Below are 20,788 nucleotides of genomic sequence, written 5' to 3' on the forward strand. Positions count from 1 at the left end.
TTTGGAATCCGTTTCGGTCAGGACTCGTGTTCGTGTACGAGCACGGAGTCGAAAGTGGTGCGGAACTCGTTCACCTCGGGGAGGCGCCGCCAGGGCGTGAGTGCTTTGTCCAGACGGGCGAGCTCCTGCAAGATCCGCCCCGAACCGGTGTCTCCCGCCACCACCAGGGCCTGAAGGCCCACGGAGGCCGCTTGCTCCGGGGCGCCAGCGCCGGCATGGGCCGTGGCTGCTCGAGCCAGGTAGACACCGCGGTCGCGATGGTAGCCCTCAGGCAAAGACTGAATCGCCGTCATGAAGATGTCGGCCGCCTGGCCGTGCTTTCCGAGGGCTTCGAGGCCCTGTGCTCGGTGCACGTCCACGTACTGGGGGTTCAGCCATACGCCCCATGGGCTTGGGTCAGCGAAGACGCTGTCCAGGGCGTTGCGGACCTCGTCGATGGCCCTCTCGCTGTCCGCCGCTTTGCCTCGGAGCGCGTGGCCGTACGACTCGTACGTCCGTGCAACCGCGGCGAGTCGGCTGCGGGGCCGTGCCATGCGCCGTGCAGCTTCGGCCAGATCCACTACATCGCCCAAGTCCCGCATTTCTCCAGCGAGTTGCGCTTTGCGGGCCATGACGTACGCCGTCAGATCCCCGTCGCCGACGGTGTGGCTCCACTGGAACGCCCGGTCCAGCCAGAACTGGGCGCTCTCGAAGTCACCCAGGTCCTCGTAGAGCCAGCTGGTGAATTCCGCGTACTGGGTCTGCAGTTCCATTAGGACGTGCCGGTCGGTGCCGTTGGCGTCCCGCCGTAGCTCCTTGATGATGCTGATGTGCTCCCGGGCCGCCTTGATGGCCTGCCCTGGCCCGAGGAGGTTGTCGCTGTCGATCAGTAACCGACGAGTCCGCTGGAGGTACTCCACCGGGGTTCCGCTGTAGGCGCCCGCGAATCGTCGGGGGTGCCGTGACAGCCCCGACGTGACACCCGAGTCTGCGGCCGTCGGCGTCCCCGCGCCGATTGCAGCCGCAGCACCGATGCCGACCCCTCCGCGCAATACTGCGCGACGATCGAGTGCCACGAAAATCACCGATCCATCCCGTAGACGAGCGGGGACAAAGATCCCCTCATCGTCTGACGGTGCCTGGATGGCCGTGGCCTTCGCCAGACCCAACGACGCTTCGGATACATGGAGCCGTGAATCGGATACATGGCCGCGCCCGGATACACGCGGGCTGATGAGCTCCCATGACTCAACCAGGGAGCCGCCCGCGTTCAGCAGCGAATCGACGAACTCGACCTCGGAACGGTACCTGGGAGGACGCTCCCCGTTCTCCCACTTCTGCAGCTTGGAGTGCGAAATGAACGCCTGCGCTGCCAAGGCCCGCATGGACAGCCCCTGGTTCTTCCGAAGCTGTCGCAGCTCGTAGCCGAAGCGATGCTGGGGCGACTGCTCTGGTGTCAGCGCCTTCGGCTGCTGCCCCACCTCGAGCCCCCTCCATGTCTCCACTCGATGTATCCAGCGGCTGGATACATGTCGGATCTAGAAAGCGCTCCTCGCCCGGGCCTACAAATCTCGTACCGACGGCAAACGCGGCGAGGGAGTAGCGGCTATGCACAGCAGCAGGGGAAGGGAGTCAGTCATCGCGCTCCTGCTCAATCTTGTCCAAGCGAGCGGTCAGCTGAGCTACCTGATTCTCAAGTGCCTTGATGGCGCGAGTGGTCGAGTCCTCACGGATGCCATGAGCCGCCTCGCTGACGAACGATCCACGCCCCTGGTGCGAGTAGATCAACTTCGCCGCACGGAGCTCGGCCAGTGCTCGTTGCACCGTTCCAGGGGCGACGCCGTACTCCTCGGCGAGCTCCCGGGTGCTGGGCAGTTTGGCGCCAGCCGCAAGTCGGCCTGTGCGGATCTTGTCGCGCACGCCTTGCACGATCCGCTGGTACGGCTGGACGGCCTCGTTTGTCATGAGCGACATCGTAGAGCGACTCCCTCGACCTAGCTAGCTTCCATAGCTTCACCAACCAACCTGCTTGACACAACCCCGACTGTATCAGCTAAGTTAGCAATGTCGATGAAGGTGGTCGACGGAGCTTCGCACCCTGACAGCGCGCCGGGTCCTCATGGACCCGGCTCCTCCACCCGGAACCGCCAATCGGCGGTGCCGGATGTGGGAGCCGGACCCTCGGCCTCCTGACACCGCCCGGACTTCGAACGCGAAAGCGGGAGGGGAAAAGGCAGCCGTTCCTTGAAAACTCCACAGCGTGATCCACCACCGCAGTACCGGCCGTGACCGCACCGGCCGGGGTGAGTGGAAACCCGTCGCGAGGCGCCATTACCGCTGGTGGTGGCAGCCGGCGCGTGCGACGACACCGCAGGGTTCATTGCTGCGGGAGAGCACGGAGGGTCGACACCCTCGCGACGTTAAAGAACGACGCGGCAGACCTTGCACCGCACTTGCCCGACCGGACGGATCTCCCGGACGGCTCGCGGTCCGCGTCCCTACGAGATCCGGCACCAGGAGCACCGGGGTGCCGCGCAGCCACCACCGCAGCCCCGCGCTGCCCAGTCGCTCACCGACCCGCCTTCGGGTGGTCCGGTGAGCGGTGGAGAGCGCGGAGGACTACCCGCTCCCCACCCCCCCACGCCAGGAGAGCCACAGATTCCCTGATCAACCACCAGTTCTTCGGCGTGACCCCCGTCGTAGGGCAGGAAGGAAGTCATGGACAACGAACTCGAAGCACGGATGGCCGCCTACGCCAAGCGTCAGGACGAGTTGGAGGAGGTGCACGCCACGTACGAGGCGATGGACCAGGCCGAGTACGAGGAGTTCCTGGCTGAGCTGGACGCCCGCGACGCCGAACACGGCTGAGACCTGGACGGACCACCGCGGCCGCCGCCACCCCAACGAACGGGGGCGGCGGCCGCGGCTGCACGAACGACAGCCAACCTGCAGGGCCTCGGCCCTGCCCGGTCGTCACTGCCCTCACCACGCAACCATCCGCGAAGGAGTTGACCATGCCGCTCGGCTACAGCTTCCAGATCACCCCGGAGGAGCTGGAGGAGATTTTCGCCCGACTTCAGCCGTACCTCCCGAAGTACCTCACGAAGGTGGAGCCCCGCTCCGACGGGATCCGCTTCGAGTTCGAGCCGTTCACAGGGCGGGAGGAGGAGCCGTACGAGCCCGCTACCTACGACGACCCGAAGCTCAGCTACGTGCGGGAGGCGGAGGACGAGGCCGAGTACCTGCTCCGGGAGAAGGCCCGCATTGTGCTGTCCAACCTCTACGGACGGGCGCGGGGGGAGTGGAAGGACGCCGCGTACGTCGCGGACCTCAAGGCCGTGGTCCAGGACGCGCCCGCCCTCTGGAAGACCTACCAGCACGAGTTCAAAGCCCTGGAGACGGCGTACGACTACCTGCGCACCCCAGAAGCCGGCAGGGAGTGGCCGTCCGCCGTCTCCCGCCTGGTCGACGCCCAGGACCGCACCATGGCCGCCGCCATCTCCTTCGACCTGCGGGCAGCGGAGATCGCCGAGGTCCAGGACAAGCACCGCTCCGCCGATCTGGGCCACGACGCCGCGCTGAAGGCCGCCGGATACGCGGAGGCCAAGGGCTGGCACATCGCGGACGCCAGCGACTACGGCAAGCGCTACTACAGCTCCTGGGACTCCTACCCGCCGCTGGAGGAACTGGTCCGCCGCCTCGTCGAGCAGCAGGACGCCCACGTCGGCAAGGTGGGCCGCCTGTCCGGCACAGCCGCCGGCCAGTGAGCTGACGAGCGATCACGATCGTCCCCACCGCCTCGGCCGGGTGGAGGCGGTCGTGGCTGCTCGTGCGGCAGCCGAGTCGACTCCCCATTTGGGGAGTGAACGCCGACAGCCCAGGGATTGCGCCCCTGGGCTGTCTGTGTCCAGCCGCTTCCGGTGAGAAGGAGTTGCGACCGTGTCCATCATGACAGCTGCGCCCGCTCGGGCGCAGGACGTGCAACACATGCGGGCTGCGGAGCTCGTCGAGACGGTGATGGCTCGTGGGGCTTGTGGCCGTCCGAACGATGCTCCGCTCCCGGACGAGTGGTTCCGTGACGACGAGTCTGACGCCGAATGGGCGGATCATGCTGAGCGGTTGAAGGCGTTCTGCCGGGAGGTCTGCCCGGTGATGGCCGAGTGCCGCGAACTCGCGCTGCGCCAGGGCGAGGGCCGCTCACGCGAGGACGACGTCGTCCGCGGCGGCCTGTCCGGCTTCGAACTGCTGGACCTCCGAGTCCAGGACGCAACGCGCCTACGGGCCGAGGCAGCCAAGGACCGGTCCCAGCTGGTGGAGTGGCGCCGCTACATGGCCGCCGCAGCCGCAGTGCACGCCGCGGGAGCCGTGATCACGCGGCCCTCGGCCGAGCGCTCGGCCCGTGCCCGCCGCCAGCGGGAAGCCGCCGTCCGCCGGCTCCAGGAAGTCCGCCAGGAGCGGCGAGCCCGGGCCAGGTGGACGGTCGCGCAGCAAGACGACCATGGGCAGGCGGACGAGGCCCTGCGCCGCGCCCGGGAGGCCGACCGCCGCGAAACCGCGGGCGCCGGGGGCGGACGATGACCGACTACGCCCTGGCGGAAGAACGCGCCGCCCGCTCGACGGACACGGTCCGGTTCCTGATCGCCTTCCACGCGGGCAGGACGACGTCGCCGACGGCCGACACCGAGACCCCTCTGAGGGAGTTCCTCCTCGATGAGGACGAGGTGGCGGTCGCCGGGTACTTGGAGGGCCTGGCCGCCGCCGCGCGGACGCGGATGCCGGAGCATCCGGTGAACTGCCGCTGCCAGCACTGCACCCACCGCACCCGGTACGCACAGCTCCAGGCCGCCCGCGCCGCCGCGACAGCCATGCGATCCAGCAAGGAGGCGGTCGTCGATGGCCACCGCTGAGCACCGCCGACGCCGACTCCTCGCCGTGGTCCGTCGCGAGGGCGGGTCCTGGACGACCCGCCGCTGCATGGAGCTATACCGGGCACTGGGCTGGGGATGCCAGCGCTCGACCTCGCGCCACGACCTCCAGCTGTGCGCCCGCCGCGGAGACCTGATCGAGCACGGTCCCGTCAACGGCCGCTGGTACACCGCGAACACCGCCACCAGGACGTGGGGAGGTGCAGCGCGATGACGGAGGAAGAGCGCGCCGAGCTGTCCCGCAAGGTCGCCCAGGCCAACCGGGAGAGCGAGACGAGGCCGCGATGACGACCCGTCCCCCACTCCCCGTCCGACCGATGCCGCACGAGCGCGACGGCCGCGCCGAGGACCCGGGTCCCGCCCGTCCGCATCCCGCAGCCACCGCCGGACACCCGTAACCCGGCCCGTCCGCCCGTACCCGGATCCGCGGGGGCCTATCCCCGGCCCCGCTCGGCCTCAAGGCCGGCACACGACAGCAAGTGGCCCCCGGGGAGGTGCTCCCCGAGGGCCACTTCGCATCCAAGGACCTGATCGGAGGCCCCGCATGCAACGCGACATCGTACGCGCCACCTACGCCCCCTCCCCCAACCTCCCCGTCAACACGAACTGGCGGACCAACGCCGCCTGCCGGGACGAGGACCCCGAGCTGTTCTTCCCGATCGGCACCACCGGCCCCGCTGTGTTCCAGGCGCGAGAGGCCAAGGCCGTCTGCTCCCGCTGCCCCGTCATCGACACGTGCCTCACCTGGGCGCTCGAGAGCCGCGAGGAATCGGGCATCTGGGGCGGCCTGGACGAGAACCAGCGCCGACGGCTGCGGCGCGCCGATGCGCGTCGGCAGACCGGGGGCACCGAAGGCTTCGGGTCGGGCGGTGGACGGTGATGGCCTGCCGCGACTGCGCGACCGGGGATCCGGTGATGCTACGCACCTTCCCCGCTGGCGATCCGCGTTCCGCCCGGCGCGCCGACCGTCGGGCGGCCGAGGAACGCGCGCTGACCGGACGCCCTGTGCACGTCCACTTCGACGCGCACGACGACGCCTTCGCCGTCGTCCGTACCGACGCCGACACCCCGTAGAGGAACCCGACCGCGAGCCGCGCAACATCGCAACGGTCGACGGTCGACGCGGTCTGCCAACCGCATGATCCACCCGCTCCGTCTCCGCGCCGGACAGCCCGGACCACCACCGATGAATCGAGGCATCCCATGCCCCGCCGTCCCACCTTCGCGCCCGACATCACCGAGACGGTCACCGAGTCCATCCGCGACCACCGTGAGTACCTCGCCAGCGGCGCTCGGTGCATCAGCCACCACTCCACCGACAAGGAGGTCGTGGGCCGGTTCAGCGCCGTCGCCGAAGCGGTCGTCGAAGCCGAGCTGCACATCAAGTTCGGCCAGCGCTACAGCAAGACGACCTGGAGCGATGAGGACACGGTCCAGGTCGCTGCGCTCGCCCAGTGCACCGGCCACGGCTGCACCGACCCGTACCACGAGGTACTGACCACGGACGCGTTCCTGCTGGACGCCGACGCCGCCGAGACCGCCCAGGCCGCGCTGCCCCTGGTCGCCACAGTCCGGTCCTGGGCGCAAAAGCACGCCGAGGTCTGCCGCGCGCTGCCGTACGACGGCCGCTGACCCCCGCCACCTCCCACCCACCGGGACAGGACGGGCCACTTCCCGCACACAGCACCGCTTCAGCAGACCGACGGCCCCGTCTCGGACCGTCGGCCCTTCCCGTAGTGCCCGGGGAAACCCCGAGCACGCGTCCCTGGAGGACTCTCCATGCGCCGCACCACCCCGCCCGGCACCACCACGAACGACGTCGGCTCCGCCTGGCGGCTGCCGAACTCCCCGTGCCCGCACACGCCCACGTGCCCGTCGGCCAGCAGCCCGGACCGGGAAGCCGCACACACCGTCGCTGGCCGCCCGGAGCAGGGCTGGAGCCTGCTGTGCAACGGAGTCCTCCTCTTCGAGGACACCGGCGAGCTGCTCCCCGACGGCCAGGTCATCGCCCCGCACCGGACCCTCGCGATCGCGGCCTGACGGCTGCCCTGATCCACCCGCACCGACCGCTGAACGGTGGCGGCCGGGACGGGCGGTGAAGGGGAGCCGGACAGTCTGGCGCGTACGTGACGAGGAGCTACGGATGACCTTCTCCACCCAGACCACCACCACGTTCAGGGTCGATGACTACGTGCTGTACCGCGACCCGGCCAAGTTCTGGCGCGGGCAGCCGGGCCACACCGTCGTCTGCCGCATCGCGGACGCCATCCACTACACCAGCGGCGTCCGCTACGACCTCGCCCCGGTGACGGGCGGCTGGATCAGCGGGGCGCAGGGCGACTACATGCGGCTGCTGCCGCCGGAAGACGCGATGCGCGACATCGACACCGCCCCGCTGCAGTCCGACGGCGACGTCGGAGGCATGACGGCAGCCGCCGTCGCCTGGCTCACCCAGCACACGGCGACCACCGCCCAGCGGCCCGAACTCCCCTGAACCTGCTCCCTCTCCGCGGCCCGCATCGGCAACGACCGGTGCGGGCCCCTTTCATGAACGACGAGACGAGGATGGCGATGGCCGCGCGCTCCGCGACCCGTACCCGCAACCAGAGGAAGAAGACGCCGGCGAAGACCTCGGCCGCGACGTCGACGCCGCCCGCGCCCCGGCACTCCCCCGCTCCGGCCGATCCGTCGGTGCCGGCCGCCCGGTGGCCCGAAGCCGACACCCAGGTCGCTGACCGACGCGATCGCGCCGCCGACCTGCTCGACAGCGCCCGCGAGACCGCCGCGTCCCTCCAGACAGGCAGCGCCGAACGAGACGCCGACGCCCGGGACCGCGCCGCCGACATCCTGGACCTGGCCCGCGAGAAGGCCGACGCCCTGCAGAACGCCGCGTTCGACAAGGCGGCCGACGCCCGGGACCGTGCCGCCGACAAGGCCGACCTCGCACAGCACCTGCTGGACGAGACCGCCCGCGAGGCCCAGGGCGTCGTCGATGCCGCCCGGTCGGCGGCTGCCGACCTTCAGCGGCAGGCCGAGAGCGACGCCGAGCGGCACCTCGCCGAAACCCACCGCCACATCGAGGAACTCCTCGGCGCGGCACGGGCCCAGGCCGAAGCCCTCACCACCCAAGCCGCCCAGGAGGCGGCCGCCCGCCGTGACGGCCTGGAGAAGGAACTGGCCAAGGGCCGGGACGAGGCGGAGCGGACACTGGCCGAGGCTGGTGAGCGTGCCGACAGCCTCATTGCCGCCGCGCGGGCCCGAGTCGAGGAGCTCGCCGCCCTGGCCGCCGAGGACCAGGACGTGACCCGCACCGCTGTCGCCGAGCTGCGTCGGCTGGCCGAGGACGACCTTGCCGAGCTCTCCCGCCTCGTCCAGCAACGCCGCGCGGAGGCTGGCGAGATCCTGGCCTGCGCGCAGCAGCAGGCCGAGGACCTTGTGGCCGCGGCGCAGCGCGAGATTGAGGTGGCCCGCGCTCGCGTCGCAGGGCTCGCCGCTGCGGCGGCCGAGCAGTACGACGCGCGCCGGGCGGAGGGTGAGCAGCTCTACCGCGACGCGGTCGCGGCCGCCGACGCCCGCCGCCGGGAAGCTGAGCAGGCCGCGACCGCTCTCCACACCGAAGCGGAGAACGCCCGCGCGGACTTGCGCACGGAACTGCGCGGCCTGCGGGAGAAGTTCGACCAGGAGGCCGAGACCAAGCGCATCGCCCTCAACAGCGAGCTCGCCGAGCTGAAGCGTGCCTGCGAAGCGCAGCGTGAGCGCCTGCGCCGGGAAGCGGCGGCCGTCCCGCAGCAGCTGCGTGAGGCCGCGGAGAAGGAGGCCGAGCGCGTCGTCAAGGAGGCCAAGGCGAAGGCCGAGGCCATCACCCGCCGGGCCCAGGCCGATGAGTCCCGGGCACAGCGGATGCTCGCCGAGGCCAAGGAGGCCAAGCAGAAGGCGTCCTGGTGGCAGGCGGTGCGCCGTGGTGCTGGAGAGAAGGTGTGGCGGCTGGCCCCGTGGGTGGCACTTGCCGCCGGCGTTGGGCTGGCGGCCAGCGGGGAGTTCGGGCTCGCCCGCATGGCCGGCATCCACGAAGTGATCGCGCCCCTGCTGCCGGTCAGCCTCGACGTCTACTGCGTCACGAGCTTCCGGACCCAGAAGGACATCCCGGCCGCGCTCCTGCTGATGGCGAGCGCGAACGTCACCTACCACCTCGCGGAGCAGGCCGGCGTCGGCGAGCCGGGTCACCCGGCGCCCTGGCCGCTGACCACCTACGTGGTGCTGATCTTCGTCGTGGTCATCTGGCGAGTCCACTCCCTGATGCACCACAGCGCGCCCGACCGTACCGGCGCCGACGACGGAACCCACGCTGGTACGGAGTCTCGTACAGGTTCGGCGCCGGTCGCCGACCGTACGGAGGAAGGGGGTACGGGAGCTACTGGTACGCCCCTGTACGACGCACCGGCTAGTACGGACACCGCCCCCGAGTCCTCCGGTCCGTCTTGTACGCCCGCCGCCCGTACAAGCGGCGAAGCCCAGCCCGGCGGCACACCCGATACGGCCCTGACCAGGACGGACAGCGACCGTACTAGCGCCGTACAAGCAGCCCCGGCGTACACCCCGTACCCCCCGGACCGTACGAGCAAGACCCCGGCGGCCCGTACAGGTACGGCCCGTACGGACACCGATGTCCGCATGAGCCCGCCCGCCCAGGACCGAGGAGTCGGCACCCGTACAAGCCCGGCCCGCCGTACCAGCACCACGGACCGTACGAGCAGCCGTACCAGTACGACGTCGCCCGCACGGGACGACGACACGTTGATCAAGCGCGTGCGCGAACTACCACGCGAAGAGGACGGCTTCGTCAACGTGAGCCGCGTCCGCACCACGCTCGGCTGCAACCGCGACCGCGCGGTGCGGCTGCTGCAGGAGGCCGGCCTGCTCCGCCCGGCCGACGCGGACAAGTACCTCGTCCCGAGGTGAGCAGATGCGACCGCATCCCGCTCCGAGAGGTCCAACGCCGGGTCGAGCTCCGACGTTCAGCCGCGATCCAGAGTCCGGCACCACCAGTGACGACACCTCACGGGTATCGGGCTGGCCCTCGCTGCGACTGCCCCCCACGAACCGCTGTTTCCGCGGTTCCGCCGGCCCCCGAGACGAAGACAGCGCCTCGGGAGCGCGGTAAAGGCGCCGAAACGCCAGGACGAAGCCCCCAGACCGCCCCGCCCCGAAAAGGCCCCCGCTGAAACGTGATCAGCGGGGGCCTTTGGCTTCCCTACTCACGCAAGGAAGGAGCACAGCATGGCACGCACGACGTCCGGGAGCTTCACCCACACGACGGCTCCGCCGGCGCCCGCGCTGGAACCCCCGGCGGTGATCCCGCCGGCCCTGGAGATCTGGGCTCCCGACCCCCCGAACTGGGGGCAGCGCCTGGTCCCCAGGAGGATCCGGTCCGCGATGACTGACCTGGGGCTCTGGCAGGAGCCGCGCCCTTTGAAGCCGTCGTACCACCTCATCCAGGTCATCGAGGTCCTGACCCGCTACGGCTGGTGTCAGAGCTTCGATTTCTCCCCCACCGGACGCATGTGCATCAGGGGTGCCCAGACCTTTCTGGAATCCACCGGGCACGTGACCGCGATCGACCGGGGAAAGGCCGTGCATTACATCCAGGACCAGCTGGCCCGCCAGGGCGTGAACATGCGGTTCTGGGAATGGAACGACCTTCCCTGCAACACCTTCCGGGGTGTGGAGGCCACGATTTCGGCGGCCTCCGATATGGCACGAAAGAACGGAGACTGAAATGACACCGGAAGAAGAGAAGGTGTTCGAAGGTATTCGGGCCGGAATGGCGGCAGGAACGACCTTTGGAAATAGCGAACCTAACGCTTCTCCGTACGCCGATGAAGGGCCGTACGGAACCCCGGTCGCAAAGCACAAGAAGGCCGGTCTGACCCGCCGTGGAAAGGTCGCCATCGCGGCGGCCGGGGTGGCGATCGTCGGTGGCGGAACCATCTGGTTCCAGGTCCATTCGGCGGCCGTCGCGAAGGACGAGAAGGAGGCCGCCGCCCTCCAGGTCCAGATGAAGAAGCTGGAGCTGGAGGAAATGAAGATCCGGAACGAGAAGGCGAGTACCGACAAGAAGGCCGCGACCGCCTCCGCCGACAAGATCCAGGCGGCCGTCGACAAGTGCGTGAAGGACTCCTCCGGCCAGATCGGCAAGGGGTACGGAGCGCCCTCGAGGGGCGACGTCGTGGCGGACTGCAAGCAGCAGTACGAGGCCACCGGCGGCTCCGGCGTGGAAGCCGCCGGCAGTACCCGGGATGCCGGTAACGGAGGGGGTGGCGGCGGGATCAACTCCCCCGCCCTGCTGGGTCTCGTCGCCGGCGGCGGCCTGGCCGTCGCGGTGTTCGCGCGCAAGGGCAAGAAGGCCACCAGTTCGTAACACACAGTAGTCGAGATGGTTACTCCTTACCTACTCCCGATCGCCTGAACAGCGAAAAGGCGTCCCCTGGAGGCGCCCTGGGCGCTCTTTCGGCCCGGAAGCAGGTAAGGAGTAACCACTCTAAGTAACGATCGAGGGAGCACATGCGGCACGACAGGACCGGCCGGAGCAACGCGCACGGGGTGGTCTACGTGATCGGATCCGCGGCCGACCGACGGGTAAAGATCGGCTCTGCGCGCAACGCGCGCAACCGCCTGGTGGAGCTGCAGTCGGGCAACCCGAACCCCCTCCGCATCCTGGCGACCATCGAGGGCGGACGCCTCCTGGAGGGGCTGATCCACGATCACCTGAAGCGATTCCGGGGGATCGGGGAGTGGCTCGACTTCGGGGAGGCAAACCCCGTCCATATGGTCACCGACGCGGTTCAGGCCCTCCGGAACGAAGGGCTATTCCCGCCCCTGGAAGGGCTGGAAGAACTCCGGGAAAGTCAGAAACGATCCCCGTCCACGCCCACGGTCAAGGAGAAAATCCTGGCTGCTCTGGAGGTCATCGGCGCACCGATGACGGTGAATGAGGTAGCCGCAGAAACAGGTGTTCCCGTGCCCCATCTGGCCGTGAAGCTGTCCGAGCTCAAGAGCGCCGGGCTGGTCAGCAATTCGAAGCGCCAGTGGTCGCTGGTGGCACACGAGGAAGGGGAGTAAGAGATGGCGACCGATACGGTGCCCCCGGTCCCTGCGGGACCCCCCGATCCGCCCGCTGCGCCGGCCGCCAGCACCGGGCCGGTACCCGCCGCAGACACCGGCATCATGGCTGCCCTGATGGCCGCGGTGGAGCCTGCCCGACCGGTCACAGCGACCGGCGCCGGAGCCAGGCCGGACGGCGACGACCCGGCCGCGAAGGCGGACCCCGACGGAGTGGTGGACCGCTCCTCCCCGGGCATCACCAGCGAGTCGTTCAAGGCCCCCGAAGACCTGACCGGCGCCGGATCCGACGCCGCCGGCACCCGGCACAAGGAGGGCGTGTTCAAAACGCTGATCTGGGCGGGCGCGACCCGCTGGGCAAAGGGCGGCGGGACAGCCAACAAGCGGCTGGACCTGGAGAAAGCCAGGGCCAGTGCGCACCAGGTGAAAGAGACCCGGACCACCACGGTCATGAAGTCGCCTGGGCTTCCCACCCGAAACGGCTCCGGAGGGGCCGGTGGAGGGGGCCGTAATTCCGGCGGAAACAGCGGCGGGAGTTCGGGTCGTTCCACCGGGAACGGCTCCACGGGTACCGGACGCGGCGGAAGCGGCGGCGCCACCGGAGGCGGCGGGCGCGGCTCGTCCGGCTCGAATGGGAGCGGCGGATCCGGCGGCGGGCGCGGCACCAGTGGAAACGGTGGCGGAGGTTCGTCGAAGGACACCAGCTCCAAGGGGGCGAAGGACTCCGGGAGTAAGGGGAAGGACGGCTCATCGGGGAACGCGGGAGCTGGCGGAAAGGCGGGCAAGGACGGGAAGGCCGGTGCCTCCGGAAGCGGCGGCGGATCGACGTCGGGCGGCTCGTCCGGCGGTAGTTCCGGCAGCTCGAAGGACAAGGCCGGCCAGGGCAAGGGCACGAAGGTCGACCTGAAGAAGGGCGGCGGCGGCCAGGGTTCGGGCGGTTCCTCCGGGAGCGGTGGCGGATCCGGTTCGCGCGGCGGCTCCGGCAAGAACGGCGGCTCCGGCGGCAGCGCCGGGAAGAACGGCGCGGCCGGCCACAGCTCGAACGGGACCGACAACCGGACCCCGCTCCAACGTTCGCGGGAGACGGGGCACGGCGACGGCTCCGCGGTCCGGAACGCGGTCGACCACGTGAAGGCGTACGCGAAGGGCGCGAAGGACGGCTACCAGGACACGAAAGAGGAGAACGGCAAGGAGCACGCCCGGCTGGACAAGGCGCACGCCGACCACAAGGCGAAGCAGCAGGACCCGAAGAAGGACAACCCGAAGGGGACGACGGTCACCGGGCCCAGCGGCCAGAGGCTCGTCATCGCCCCGCCGGACAAAGGAGACGACGGAGTGAGCACCGACGTGAAGCCCCTCCTGGTCAAGGAGATCGACACGAACACGCTGACCCTGGGCACGGAGGGCGCCCGCGGGTCGATCAGCCGGAAGGAACTGCGCAACTTCAAGCAGTACGAACGCAAGCTCGAGGCCAAGGAGAACCACCTGATCAAGGTGGCAGACGCGTGCAAGTCGCTCCAGGCCGCCGCGGAGGACGAGGCGAAGGACTGCCAGGAGCTGGCCGACCAGGCGAAGGCCGTCGAAGGCGGGGAGAAGCTGGCCGCGAAGCTGACGAAGCTGGCCGACGCGGCGAAGGCCCAGGCGACGGAGGCCGCCGAACTCCACAAGCGCGCGAAGCGGGCGGCGGAAATGTGCAAGGTCGTCCTGACCAACATCGGGACCCGGTACGCGCCGCTGTACAAGGCCGTGGTGGACAGCGACGAGACGAAGCCGGCCGAACTGCGCTTCTACAACGACAAGGGCTCCTACGCGCCCGCCGCGTAGGACCAGACGGGAGAGTCGATCATGGCGGAGCTGACGTACAAGGTCCTCGTCCGGAAGACCGAGGCCAAGGAGAAGGCCCTGGCCCGTAACGCGGACGGCGTCAAGAAGGCCGCGGACAACATCAAGGAGCTGGCCGACGACACCGCCTCCGACGCGGACGCGCTGGGCGCCAAAAGCGTGGACCGCGACTCCCTGGCGGAGTGCCAGGAGCTGGCGAAGGTCATCCGAGGGGTGTCGCAGGGCGCGCTCACCTACGCGGCGAAGACGGCCGACACCGCGAAGGCCGCCAAGGCGGCCGGCGACCAGGCCCGCACCACCCACGCCGGGTTCCAGGAAGCCTTCGACCGCTCCGACGTCGACGGCCTGGAGAAGGTGTCGCGCGACTGGTTCGAGCAGGAATAGCACCACCACTACCGGCGCGGCCGGCCCCAGGGGATCGCACCCTGCGGGCCGGCCGCGCCGGTTGCTGATCACCCCGGATCCAGACAGGAGTTGCCCCCCCGATGCTCACCATCACCAAGACCGTGCCGAAGGCGGAGCCGGCCGAGCGGGCCACCGCGGCGCTCCAGATCGTCCTGCCCGTCGGGGTGGGCATCCTGGCCCCCTACCTGGACCCGAACGCGGCGGCCTACGTCGGGTCCGGCTTCGCGGCCGGTGCGACGTTCGCCGGCGCCAACTACATGAACCGGCTGGGCCGCTGGGCGAACCAGCTCCCCGGGATCGACATCGCGCGGGCGCACCGCGACACCATGGGGCTCTCCACGATCACCACCGGTATGGGCCTGGCCGTGGGCCAGCTGGGCGGAGCCGGCACGTCCGAGGCGCTGATGGCAGGCTTCCTCGAGCCGACCACCGTTCCCGGGATCCTGTCGCTGGGCTGGTGGGCCGCGGTCGCCTTCACCGGCTGGCGCCTGCGCCGCGTCTTCGGCCGGCAGAAAGTCGAGGTGGAGCAGGCGCCGACGCCAACCGGTCCGGCCAACACCGGCGCCCCCGCTCCGGTGTCCCTGGCCGACAAGATGATCGCGGCCTGGGGGCGCGTGATCAGCGACCCCAAGACGGGACGCCACCGCAACCAGGTCCTCTCCGACGTCGTGATCTACGCGGACCGCTGGCAGGGACGGATCACCGCGGCCCTGGGCGACTGCGTGAACGTGTCGAAGGAGGCCGTCTCCAGCCTCTTCGGCCGCCCGGTCGAGGACATCGACATGAAGTACGGCGCGCACTCCGGGGAGGCGTTCATCACCGTCTGGTACACCCAGCGCGCGGAGCTGGACCCCTCCACCCTCCAGGGCGCCTGGAAGCGAGTGAGGGCGCGGGTCCTGCCGAAGACCCACCTGGAGGAGGTCGGCAAGGACGAGAACACCGGCGGCCAGGTGGCGCGCGTCGTGGCCGACGACGACCTGGACGCACTCCCCCGCGTCGTCAACGTCGGCGAACTGGCCGGCGCGCTGCGCCGCTCCATCGACCTCGTCTCCTACGAGCCGGGCCGGCGCGACCCCAGGCGCGCGATCATCCGCGTCATGGACCACAACCCGCTGGAGGCCGGCCACGAATTCCAGGGCCTGGACTCCCTGGTGGCCACCCCGGGCGGCTGGGTCAACATCGGGAAGATCGTCTCCGGCTTCCCCGCGAAGATCCAGCTGTTCGACCCGAAGCTGGGCGCCCTCCACGTCGTGATCGCCGGTACCACCGGCTCCGGCAAGGGAGGCACGGGCCAGATGGTCAGCCTGGCGTACCACGCCAACAAGATGGCCCAGATCTACGGCGACCCCAAGGGCGCCAGCAACCCCGCGATCCCGAAGATGGCCGCGTACAGCGGCCTGACGAAGCACGGCGCCCTGGGCGCCATGCGGCTGTCCTGGTGGGTCCTCCAGCACCGGATCGAAGAGGCCGCCCGCCTGGAACTGAAGAACTTCGAGCCGTCCCCGATGCGGCCGTACTGCGCCACCCTGCTGGACGAGGCCGCCCAGATGCTGGCCCCGGGCGCACCGAACCGCAAGGAGGCCGTCAAGATCGTCAAAGACGGCGCCTCCCTGACCCGCTCCATGGGCATGCCCTGGGTCCTGATCAACCAGACCGTGAACCTGGACCAGCTGGGCGGAGAGCAAGCGATCCGCGCCAACCTCCTGGCCGGCGGAACCTGGATCATCCTCCGCACCGACAGCGACCAGGTGAACCTGGGCGACCTTCCCCCCGGCTTCGAGGGGATCGACCCCTCCCTGATCCCGCCGGTATGGGTGGAGGAGGACGACGCGCTGGTGTACGACCCGACCATGGACGAGTCGGACCCTCGCCGCACCTTCGGCCTGGGCTACGTCGCGGCACCCGGCGGGCGCGCCGGCATGATGCGGATCGACACCCTGGAGGACGCCACCGAGCACATCCGGCCGGAGAACATCATGGCCCCGGTCGACGTCCCCTGGTGGGGCGACCAGGCGTACATGGAGGAGCTGGCCCAGACCCCCATCCCCGGTTTCGAGGAGAAGGACGACGAGGGGGCAACCGGCGAGGCGGGGACCTCGTTCGCCGGCGTCGACCTCCCGAAGGCCAAGGAGCTGACGTCGGAGGAGAAGGTCCTGGCCGCCCTCCGTGACGAGTCCGACCCCATGTACGTGGACATGGTCGACGAGGGCGACGAGATCGACCCCGACGACATCGACTACGTGGAACGGGGCCAGTTGCAGGCCGCCTGCGGGGTCGCGGAGTCGACCTTCGCGAACGTGCTGAACAAGCTGGAGAAGAAGGGGGAGATCCACCGGATCAAGGAGGGGAAGGTCTCGAAGGTGGCCCTGGGCGGCCGACCGGAGAAGACCAGCGGCGAGGCCGCCTGACCGAACGGCGCGCTCCCCACCGGGGGCGCGCCGTTCCGGTTCCTACACCCCCACTTCCAGCTCCGGCAGCCACCACCGCGCAGACCACGGCGGCGAGTGCGCCGACCGCAGCAACCCGTCACCGCACAGCACCACGCGCCCCTCCGGACAGCCCCTCGCCGGTGGGGCGCCGCCGTCCCTGCCACCGACCCGCTGGAGGAACAGCTCGCCGCCCTCCAGCGGGCCCTCTCCAGCATCTTCGCTCTGCGCGGCCTGAGCCTGCGTCCGGTCATCAACAACCCGGCTCTCGCTGCGCTGCGGGTCAACATCTACCCTGCGTTCCACTTCCCGCCGCAGCCCATGCACGACCACGACGACCTGGACGACGGACCCGACAACGTTTATCCGCTTGGGCGTTGACCCGCCCGCCACCCATGTCCAGCACCACCACCGAGCATCGAAGGGATTCCCAATGAAGCCGCAGTTGGAGGAGACCGAGTTCTGGGTCGGCACCTTCCACGGGAGCCATGACGGCCTCTCTGCCAAGGCCACCGCGACCCGCGACGACACCCGCCTCGAGCCGTACGTCTGGACGTGCACGTGCGGTGCGTCCAACTCCTTCCCGACCGAGCACGGCGTGTTCGACACCGCCTGGCGGCATACCCACCCCTCCCGCTTCGACCGGCTGCGGTCGTGGGCCACCCGCGGCTTCCGCACCGCCCGCTGACCTGACGCCCCGCCTGGTCCTCGCCCGCCCCGCCCAAGGGATCGGCGAGGACCGGACAGGCCGCCCGGCCGCACGCACCACCCGAGCGAGAAGGCCGGCCCCTGCGCCCCGGCCCCGCTATCCGCACCGCCCTCTCCGGCTGCCCCGGCACGAGCACCGCTGACCAACCGCTATACGCACCGCTCGGCTCACTCGACCACAAGGAGATCCAGCCGTGGCTTCTTCACCCACGCTCAACGCCCACAACCTCGCCCGCCTGATCCGCACAACCGCGCCGCACACGGCGGCGGACGGCGTCGGCCTGGACGCGCTCGACGGCATCCGCTTCGACAGCGACGGCACCCACCTGCACGCCATCGCCAGCGACCGCTACACCGTGGCCGTCGCCCGGGCCCGCCTCATCACCCCCGGTGAGCCGTTCGCCCGCACCGTGCACTGCCCGGACATCGCCGCGCTGCGCGCCTGGGTCGACGCACACCACGGCGAGGCCGCCCTCACCCTCACCACCGAGGCCGGCCGCCTCGTCCTCGACGGCCCGCGCGGCACACTGCGTATCCCCGTCACGGACGGCGAGAAGTTCCCCGACTGGCGAAAGCTGCTGCACACCGCGCTCGCCGACGTCCCCAACGACGCCCCGTGCACGCGCTGGACCTCCAGGCTGTGGGAGCGCTGGCAGCACGCCAACCATGAGGTCCACACCTGGCACGCCGGCGGAGAGAACCCCCTGATCGTGGTCGGCACGGACGTCATCGGCCTGCAGGCACCCCACCGCCTGCGCACCCCCACCCTGGACCAGGCGGACACGCCCGCCGACGCGCTGGACGCATGGAAGACCAGCCTCGGCACGGACACCGGACAGCGCCTCGACCTGGCCGACGCCCTCCCCCAGCCCCGCCGCACCGCGCACACCGCCGCCAGCACGGTCCCGGAGAAGACCGAGGAACTGCTGCGACAGACCCTGAACGCCACCAATGGCCTGTTCAACGCACCCAGTGACGACCCCGGAGCCGTCGCCGCCTACGCCCTGTCCGGGGTACACGCCTGGGCCGCGTACCGGTTCCTGAAGGCCCTGGTGAAGGCCGACCCGGACCTGGCCGCCGACACCGCCGCGGACCTCGCCGAACAGCTCGACTCCGGCGAGATCGGCGAATGGGCCTGGGACGCCGCCGTCGAAGCCGGACACGACCCGCAGCAGTGGGCCGACGACCGTGATCAGGCCCGAGCCGAGAAGCCCAGCACCACGGACACGGCGGCAACGAGCGGCTGAACCAGCAGTACAGACCGTCGCCCCCGGCCACACCGGCCGGGGCGACAGCACTTCGTACTGAAGAGTGCGGCTGCCTGCAGGCCAAGCGCGACGACGAAGCCGTCAAGTCCAGTACCGCCGAAGGCCGCCGAACCGGCCACGGCCGCCGCCGCAGCCGTAACGAACCAAGACCCTGCCCACCTTGGCTCGCCCTCCCCCGACGACGGGCCCCTCTGACCAACCTCCTCAGCAGGCGGCTACGCCCGAGCGGCGTGACCGCCTGCTCCCTCTTCACAACCAGGAGGACCACCACATGACGACCACCGTCCCTACCCCCATCACGGACAAGAACCTCGACAACGCCCTCACGACGGTCGCCACTGAGATCGGCCGCACGGACAGTAAGTCGGCCTTATTGCTCGCCTTCAATGGCGCCGTGCTCGCCGGCCTCGCCTCCGTCGCCGACAAGGACCTGCCGCCCACGACCAAGGCCCTCGGCGCGCTCGCCGTCGTCGCCCTGGGCGCAGCCGCCGTACTGCTGCTCCTGGTCGTCCGGCCCCGCCTGCGCGGCGACGACCGGGCCTCCTTCCCGTACTGGGCCCGCCTGGACGAAGACGAGATCCGCGCTTGCATGAACGACGACACCCGCGCCGCCCGCATCCGCATCCTGTCCACCCTCGCCGTGAGCAAGTACCGCCACCTGCGGCGCTCCATCGACCTGATGCTGGCCGCCCTGGCCCTGCTTGCGCTGGCCGCCGCTAGCCTCCCGCTGTGACGGCGGCCCGGGGCTCACGCCCCGCGCCTGCATCGACCGCGTCCGCGCCTCCGCCGGGATCGTCCAGCTCGCCCTCCAGCAGGTCGAGGACGAACTGCGTGGCGAGATCGACGCCCAGGAACGTGCGGAGATCCTGCGCGAACTCCACTACGAAGACCACCGTCAGGACGGCGTCTTCGGCTCCCTCGCGCAGCTGTTCACCGCCGCCGCGCAGGCCGCCGCGCGGATCGAGCCGGACCGCGACGGCCAGATGTCGTGCGCGCTGCAAGAAGCCGCCGCGCTCATCACCGAGAACGCCGGCCCTCAGACCTACTACGCCACCCGTGCTCTTGACCCGCAGGGAGGATCCGCATGAAGCCGTTCCGCCTGGAAAACGCGCTGCCCGTCGACATGACCATCCCCGACCCGTCGCTGGTGTGCCTGATCGGCGCGGCCGGGTCGGGCAAGTCGACGTGGGCCTCCACCTGGCCCGACACCCAGGTCCTGGAGCTCGACAGGTTCAGGGCCCTGGTCAGTGACAACGCGGGTTGCCAGGAGGCGACCGACGACGCGGTGTTCGCGCTCCAGGCCGTCCTGGAGGCCCGCCTCGCCCGCCGGAAGATGACGGTCGTCGATGCCACGAACTGCGAGCAGGCCGTACGCGCCAACCTGATTGCGACCGCCCGCCGTCACGGCGTGCCGACGGTCGCGCTGGTCATCCCCACCCCGGCCTCCGTGTGCGTTGAACGCCAGGAAGGCCAGCCCGCGAACCGGCGGGTGCCCGAGCGGGTCGTCCTCGCCCAGCACGCCGCCATGGTCAACGCGTGGCCCGGCCTGCCCGCCGAAGGGTTCGACCACGTCGTCGTCGCGGAGAACCTCTACCGCCTGGAGACACTGCTGCAACGCGTCAGCGACGCCTGGCGCGCGGACCTCGGATGGGACGGCGGCGAGGGCCTGGGTGACCTGCTCCTGGTCCGCCGCTACTCCGGCTCCGAGGCCTTGCGGATGTGGCGCTGGCGCGACGGCTCGCAGCTCGCCGACGGCGACCGCGTAGCGGAGATCCGGCTCGGAGCGGACCGCGTCATCCTCGCACAGCGCAACGACGTCGACGGCGCGGGCGACATCGGCTTCGAGGCCCTGGTGGGCTGCCCGGACGACGGCGAATGCGAGGGCACGGCGTGGGTGCCAGTCCATAACGCGACGGATCTCCTGCACGCCCTGACCGGCGAGCTGATGCACGACCCGGACGTGCGCTGCACCGTCCACGGCTCGCGCGAGGACGACGACCAGGAGGACGACCCCGAGGGCCGCGCCGACCTGGAGGAGCAGTACGCGGACGCGGTCCGCGCGTGAGCCGCGCCGCCGACGGGCCGCACCCGCACCCGCTCACCCCGGCCGAACTCC

25 protein-coding genes are annotated in these 20,788 nt (G+C 70.3%); 23 read left to right on the forward strand and 2 right to left on the reverse strand.

Translation table 11 applies throughout. The features are described from left to right. Positions 1 to 17: 17 nt before the first annotated feature. Both AB8735_RS35630 and AB8735_RS35635 read right to left on the reverse strand, forming a co-directional pair. Positions 18 to 1,460: a helix-turn-helix domain-containing protein gene (locus AB8735_RS35630; RefSeq protein WP_372412004.1), complete on the reverse strand. Its 1,443-nt coding sequence runs from the start codon at positions 1,458 to 1,460 to the stop codon at positions 18 to 20. Positions 1,461 to 1,611: 151 nt separating this feature from the next. After that, the gene (locus AB8735_RS35635; protein WP_372412006.1) at positions 1,612 to 1,944 is read right to left on the reverse strand and encodes a GntR family transcriptional regulator; all 333 of its coding nucleotides are present in this window, start codon (positions 1,942 to 1,944) and stop codon (positions 1,612 to 1,614) included. A 753-nt stretch (positions 1,945 to 2,697) separates the two neighbouring features. On the opposite strand from AB8735_RS35635, the gene AB8735_RS35640 reads away from it, so the two are divergent. The 23 genes from AB8735_RS35640 (at position 2,698) to AB8735_RS35750 (ending at position 20,737) form a co-directional block, all read left to right on the forward strand. Then, positions 2,698 to 2,847 (forward strand): hypothetical protein, encoded by a 150-nt coding sequence (locus AB8735_RS35640; protein WP_372412007.1) that lies wholly within the window; start codon positions 2,698 to 2,700, stop codon positions 2,845 to 2,847. A 146-nt stretch (positions 2,848 to 2,993) separates the two neighbouring features. Beyond that, positions 2,994 to 3,746 carry a hypothetical protein gene (locus tag AB8735_RS35645; protein ID WP_372412008.1) on the forward strand — a complete coding sequence of 251 codons (753 nt, stop codon included), beginning with the start codon at positions 2,994 to 2,996 and terminating at the stop codon, positions 3,744 to 3,746. Between the two features lie 220 nt (positions 3,747 to 3,966). Next, positions 3,967 to 4,557 (forward strand): WhiB family transcriptional regulator, encoded by a 591-nt coding sequence (locus AB8735_RS35650; protein WP_372412009.1) that lies wholly within the window; start codon positions 3,967 to 3,969, stop codon positions 4,555 to 4,557. After that, complete coding sequence (locus AB8735_RS35655; RefSeq protein ID WP_372412011.1) at positions 4,554 to 4,886, forward strand: hypothetical protein; 333 nt, start codon at positions 4,554 to 4,556, stop codon at positions 4,884 to 4,886. Before AB8735_RS35650 ends, AB8735_RS35655 begins: the two co-directional genes overlap by 4 nt. Further along, positions 4,873 to 5,118, forward strand: a complete 246-nt coding sequence (locus tag AB8735_RS35660; protein ID WP_372412012.1) for a hypothetical protein — start codon at positions 4,873 to 4,875, stop codon at positions 5,116 to 5,118. The genes AB8735_RS35655 and AB8735_RS35660 overlap by 14 nt, the downstream gene beginning before the upstream one ends. A gap of 330 nt (positions 5,119 to 5,448) precedes the next feature. Then, positions 5,449 to 5,784 carry a WhiB family transcriptional regulator gene (locus AB8735_RS35665; RefSeq protein ID WP_372412013.1) on the forward strand — a complete coding sequence of 112 codons (336 nt, stop codon included), beginning with the start codon at positions 5,449 to 5,451 and terminating at the stop codon, positions 5,782 to 5,784. 35 nt (positions 5,785 to 5,819) lie between these two features. After that, entirely contained in the window at positions 5,820 to 5,978 is a 159-nt protein-coding gene (locus AB8735_RS35670) for a hypothetical protein (RefSeq protein ID WP_372412015.1), read from the forward strand. Between the two features lie 129 nt (positions 5,979 to 6,107). Continuing rightward, entirely contained in the window at positions 6,108 to 6,536 is a 429-nt protein-coding gene (locus tag AB8735_RS35675; RefSeq protein WP_372412016.1) for a hypothetical protein, read from the forward strand. Positions 6,537 to 6,683: 147 nt separating this feature from the next. Next, entirely contained in the window at positions 6,684 to 6,944 is a 261-nt protein-coding gene (locus AB8735_RS35680; RefSeq protein ID WP_372412017.1) for a DUF5999 family protein, read from the forward strand. 103 nt (positions 6,945 to 7,047) lie between these two features. After that, positions 7,048 to 7,398 (forward strand): hypothetical protein, encoded by a 351-nt coding sequence (locus AB8735_RS35685; RefSeq protein WP_372412018.1) that lies wholly within the window; start codon positions 7,048 to 7,050, stop codon positions 7,396 to 7,398. A 53-nt stretch (positions 7,399 to 7,451) separates the two neighbouring features. Continuing rightward, positions 7,452 to 9,863 (forward strand): hypothetical protein, encoded by a 2,412-nt coding sequence (locus tag AB8735_RS35690; protein WP_372412019.1) that lies wholly within the window; start codon positions 7,452 to 7,454, stop codon positions 9,861 to 9,863. Positions 9,864 to 10,181: 318 nt separating this feature from the next. Continuing rightward, positions 10,182 to 10,679: a hypothetical protein gene (locus tag AB8735_RS35695; protein WP_372412020.1), complete on the forward strand. Its 498-nt coding sequence runs from the start codon at positions 10,182 to 10,184 to the stop codon at positions 10,677 to 10,679. A 46-nt stretch (positions 10,680 to 10,725) separates the two neighbouring features. Further along, positions 10,726 to 11,322 carry a hypothetical protein gene (locus AB8735_RS35700; RefSeq protein WP_372412021.1) on the forward strand — a complete coding sequence of 199 codons (597 nt, stop codon included), beginning with the start codon at positions 10,726 to 10,728 and terminating at the stop codon, positions 11,320 to 11,322. 143 nt (positions 11,323 to 11,465) lie between these two features. Next, positions 11,466 to 12,023, forward strand: coding sequence for a GIY-YIG nuclease family protein (locus AB8735_RS35705; protein ID WP_372412022.1), 558 nt, complete (start codon positions 11,466 to 11,468; stop codon positions 12,021 to 12,023). A gap of 105 nt (positions 12,024 to 12,128) precedes the next feature. Beyond that, positions 12,129 to 13,847: a hypothetical protein gene (locus AB8735_RS35710; protein WP_372412023.1), complete on the forward strand. Its 1,719-nt coding sequence runs from the start codon at positions 12,129 to 12,131 to the stop codon at positions 13,845 to 13,847. 21 nt (positions 13,848 to 13,868) lie between these two features. Next, positions 13,869 to 14,249, forward strand: a complete 381-nt coding sequence (locus tag AB8735_RS35715) for a hypothetical protein (protein ID WP_372412024.1) — start codon at positions 13,869 to 13,871, stop codon at positions 14,247 to 14,249. A 101-nt stretch (positions 14,250 to 14,350) separates the two neighbouring features. Then, complete coding sequence (locus tag AB8735_RS35720) at positions 14,351 to 16,678, forward strand: hypothetical protein (RefSeq protein WP_372412025.1); 2,328 nt, start codon at positions 14,351 to 14,353, stop codon at positions 16,676 to 16,678. Between the two features lie 96 nt (positions 16,679 to 16,774). Next, complete coding sequence (locus AB8735_RS35725; protein WP_372412026.1) at positions 16,775 to 17,077, forward strand: hypothetical protein; 303 nt, start codon at positions 16,775 to 16,777, stop codon at positions 17,075 to 17,077. Between the two features lie 52 nt (positions 17,078 to 17,129). Then, complete coding sequence (locus AB8735_RS35730) at positions 17,130 to 17,384, forward strand: hypothetical protein (protein WP_372412027.1); 255 nt, start codon at positions 17,130 to 17,132, stop codon at positions 17,382 to 17,384. Positions 17,385 to 17,598: 214 nt separating this feature from the next. Next, entirely contained in the window at positions 17,599 to 18,651 is a 1,053-nt protein-coding gene (locus AB8735_RS35735; protein ID WP_372412028.1) for a hypothetical protein, read from the forward strand. Between the two features lie 292 nt (positions 18,652 to 18,943). After that, positions 18,944 to 19,405 (forward strand): Pycsar system effector family protein, encoded by a 462-nt coding sequence (locus AB8735_RS35740; protein ID WP_372412029.1) that lies wholly within the window; start codon positions 18,944 to 18,946, stop codon positions 19,403 to 19,405. Further along, positions 19,374 to 19,760 carry a hypothetical protein gene (locus AB8735_RS35745; protein WP_372412030.1) on the forward strand — a complete coding sequence of 129 codons (387 nt, stop codon included), beginning with the start codon at positions 19,374 to 19,376 and terminating at the stop codon, positions 19,758 to 19,760. Before AB8735_RS35740 ends, AB8735_RS35745 begins: the two co-directional genes overlap by 32 nt. Further along, on the forward strand, positions 19,757 to 20,737 hold the full coding sequence (locus tag AB8735_RS35750) for an AAA family ATPase (RefSeq protein ID WP_372412031.1): 981 nt from the start codon (positions 19,757 to 19,759) through the stop codon (positions 20,735 to 20,737). The genes AB8735_RS35745 and AB8735_RS35750 overlap by 4 nt, the downstream gene beginning before the upstream one ends. Positions 20,738 to 20,788: the final 51 nt, after the last annotated feature.

Origin of the sequence: Streptomyces luteireticuli, from assembly GCF_041519305.1 — a bacterium.
In the GTDB taxonomy this organism is placed as follows: Bacteria; Actinomycetota; Actinomycetes; order Streptomycetales; family Streptomycetaceae; genus Streptomyces; species Streptomyces luteireticuli.

What these genes read in the sequence shown, in the direction of transcription:
- AB8735_RS35635 (WP_372412006.1), bottom strand. Translation starts at nt 1,944, where the DNA reads ATGACAAACGAGGCCGTCCAGCCGTACCAGCGGATCGTGCAAGGCGTG.
- AB8735_RS35640 (WP_372412007.1), top strand. Translation starts at nt 2,698, where the DNA reads ATGGACAACGAACTCGAAGCACGGATGGCCGCCTACGCCAAGCGTCAG.
- AB8735_RS35645 (WP_372412008.1), top strand. Translation starts at nt 2,994, where the DNA reads ATGCCGCTCGGCTACAGCTTCCAGATCACCCCGGAGGAGCTGGAGGAG.
- AB8735_RS35650 (WP_372412009.1), top strand. Translation starts at nt 3,967, where the DNA reads ATGCGGGCTGCGGAGCTCGTCGAGACGGTGATGGCTCGTGGGGCTTGT.
- AB8735_RS35655 (WP_372412011.1), top strand. Translation starts at nt 4,554, where the DNA reads ATGACCGACTACGCCCTGGCGGAAGAACGCGCCGCCCGCTCGACGGAC.
- AB8735_RS35660 (WP_372412012.1), top strand. Translation starts at nt 4,873, where the DNA reads ATGGCCACCGCTGAGCACCGCCGACGCCGACTCCTCGCCGTGGTCCGT.
- AB8735_RS35665 (WP_372412013.1), top strand. Translation starts at nt 5,449, where the DNA reads ATGCAACGCGACATCGTACGCGCCACCTACGCCCCCTCCCCCAACCTC.
- AB8735_RS35670 (WP_372412015.1), top strand. Translation starts at nt 5,820, where the DNA reads ATGCTACGCACCTTCCCCGCTGGCGATCCGCGTTCCGCCCGGCGCGCC.
- AB8735_RS35675 (WP_372412016.1), top strand. Translation starts at nt 6,108, where the DNA reads ATGCCCCGCCGTCCCACCTTCGCGCCCGACATCACCGAGACGGTCACC.
- AB8735_RS35680 (WP_372412017.1), top strand. Translation starts at nt 6,684, where the DNA reads ATGCGCCGCACCACCCCGCCCGGCACCACCACGAACGACGTCGGCTCC.
- AB8735_RS35685 (WP_372412018.1), top strand. Translation starts at nt 7,048, where the DNA reads ATGACCTTCTCCACCCAGACCACCACCACGTTCAGGGTCGATGACTAC.
- AB8735_RS35690 (WP_372412019.1), top strand. Translation starts at nt 7,452, where the DNA reads ATGAACGACGAGACGAGGATGGCGATGGCCGCGCGCTCCGCGACCCGT.
- AB8735_RS35695 (WP_372412020.1), top strand. Translation starts at nt 10,182, where the DNA reads ATGGCACGCACGACGTCCGGGAGCTTCACCCACACGACGGCTCCGCCG.
- AB8735_RS35700 (WP_372412021.1), top strand. Translation starts at nt 10,726, where the DNA reads ATGGCGGCAGGAACGACCTTTGGAAATAGCGAACCTAACGCTTCTCCG.
- AB8735_RS35705 (WP_372412022.1), top strand. Translation starts at nt 11,466, where the DNA reads ATGCGGCACGACAGGACCGGCCGGAGCAACGCGCACGGGGTGGTCTAC.
- AB8735_RS35710 (WP_372412023.1), top strand. Translation starts at nt 12,129, where the DNA reads ATGGCTGCCCTGATGGCCGCGGTGGAGCCTGCCCGACCGGTCACAGCG.
- AB8735_RS35715 (WP_372412024.1), top strand. Translation starts at nt 13,869, where the DNA reads ATGGCGGAGCTGACGTACAAGGTCCTCGTCCGGAAGACCGAGGCCAAG.
- AB8735_RS35720 (WP_372412025.1), top strand. Translation starts at nt 14,351, where the DNA reads ATGCTCACCATCACCAAGACCGTGCCGAAGGCGGAGCCGGCCGAGCGG.
- AB8735_RS35730 (WP_372412027.1), top strand. Translation starts at nt 17,130, where the DNA reads ATGAAGCCGCAGTTGGAGGAGACCGAGTTCTGGGTCGGCACCTTCCAC.
- AB8735_RS35740 (WP_372412029.1), top strand. Translation starts at nt 18,944, where the DNA reads ATGACGACCACCGTCCCTACCCCCATCACGGACAAGAACCTCGACAAC.
- AB8735_RS35750 (WP_372412031.1), top strand. Translation starts at nt 19,757, where the DNA reads ATGAAGCCGTTCCGCCTGGAAAACGCGCTGCCCGTCGACATGACCATC.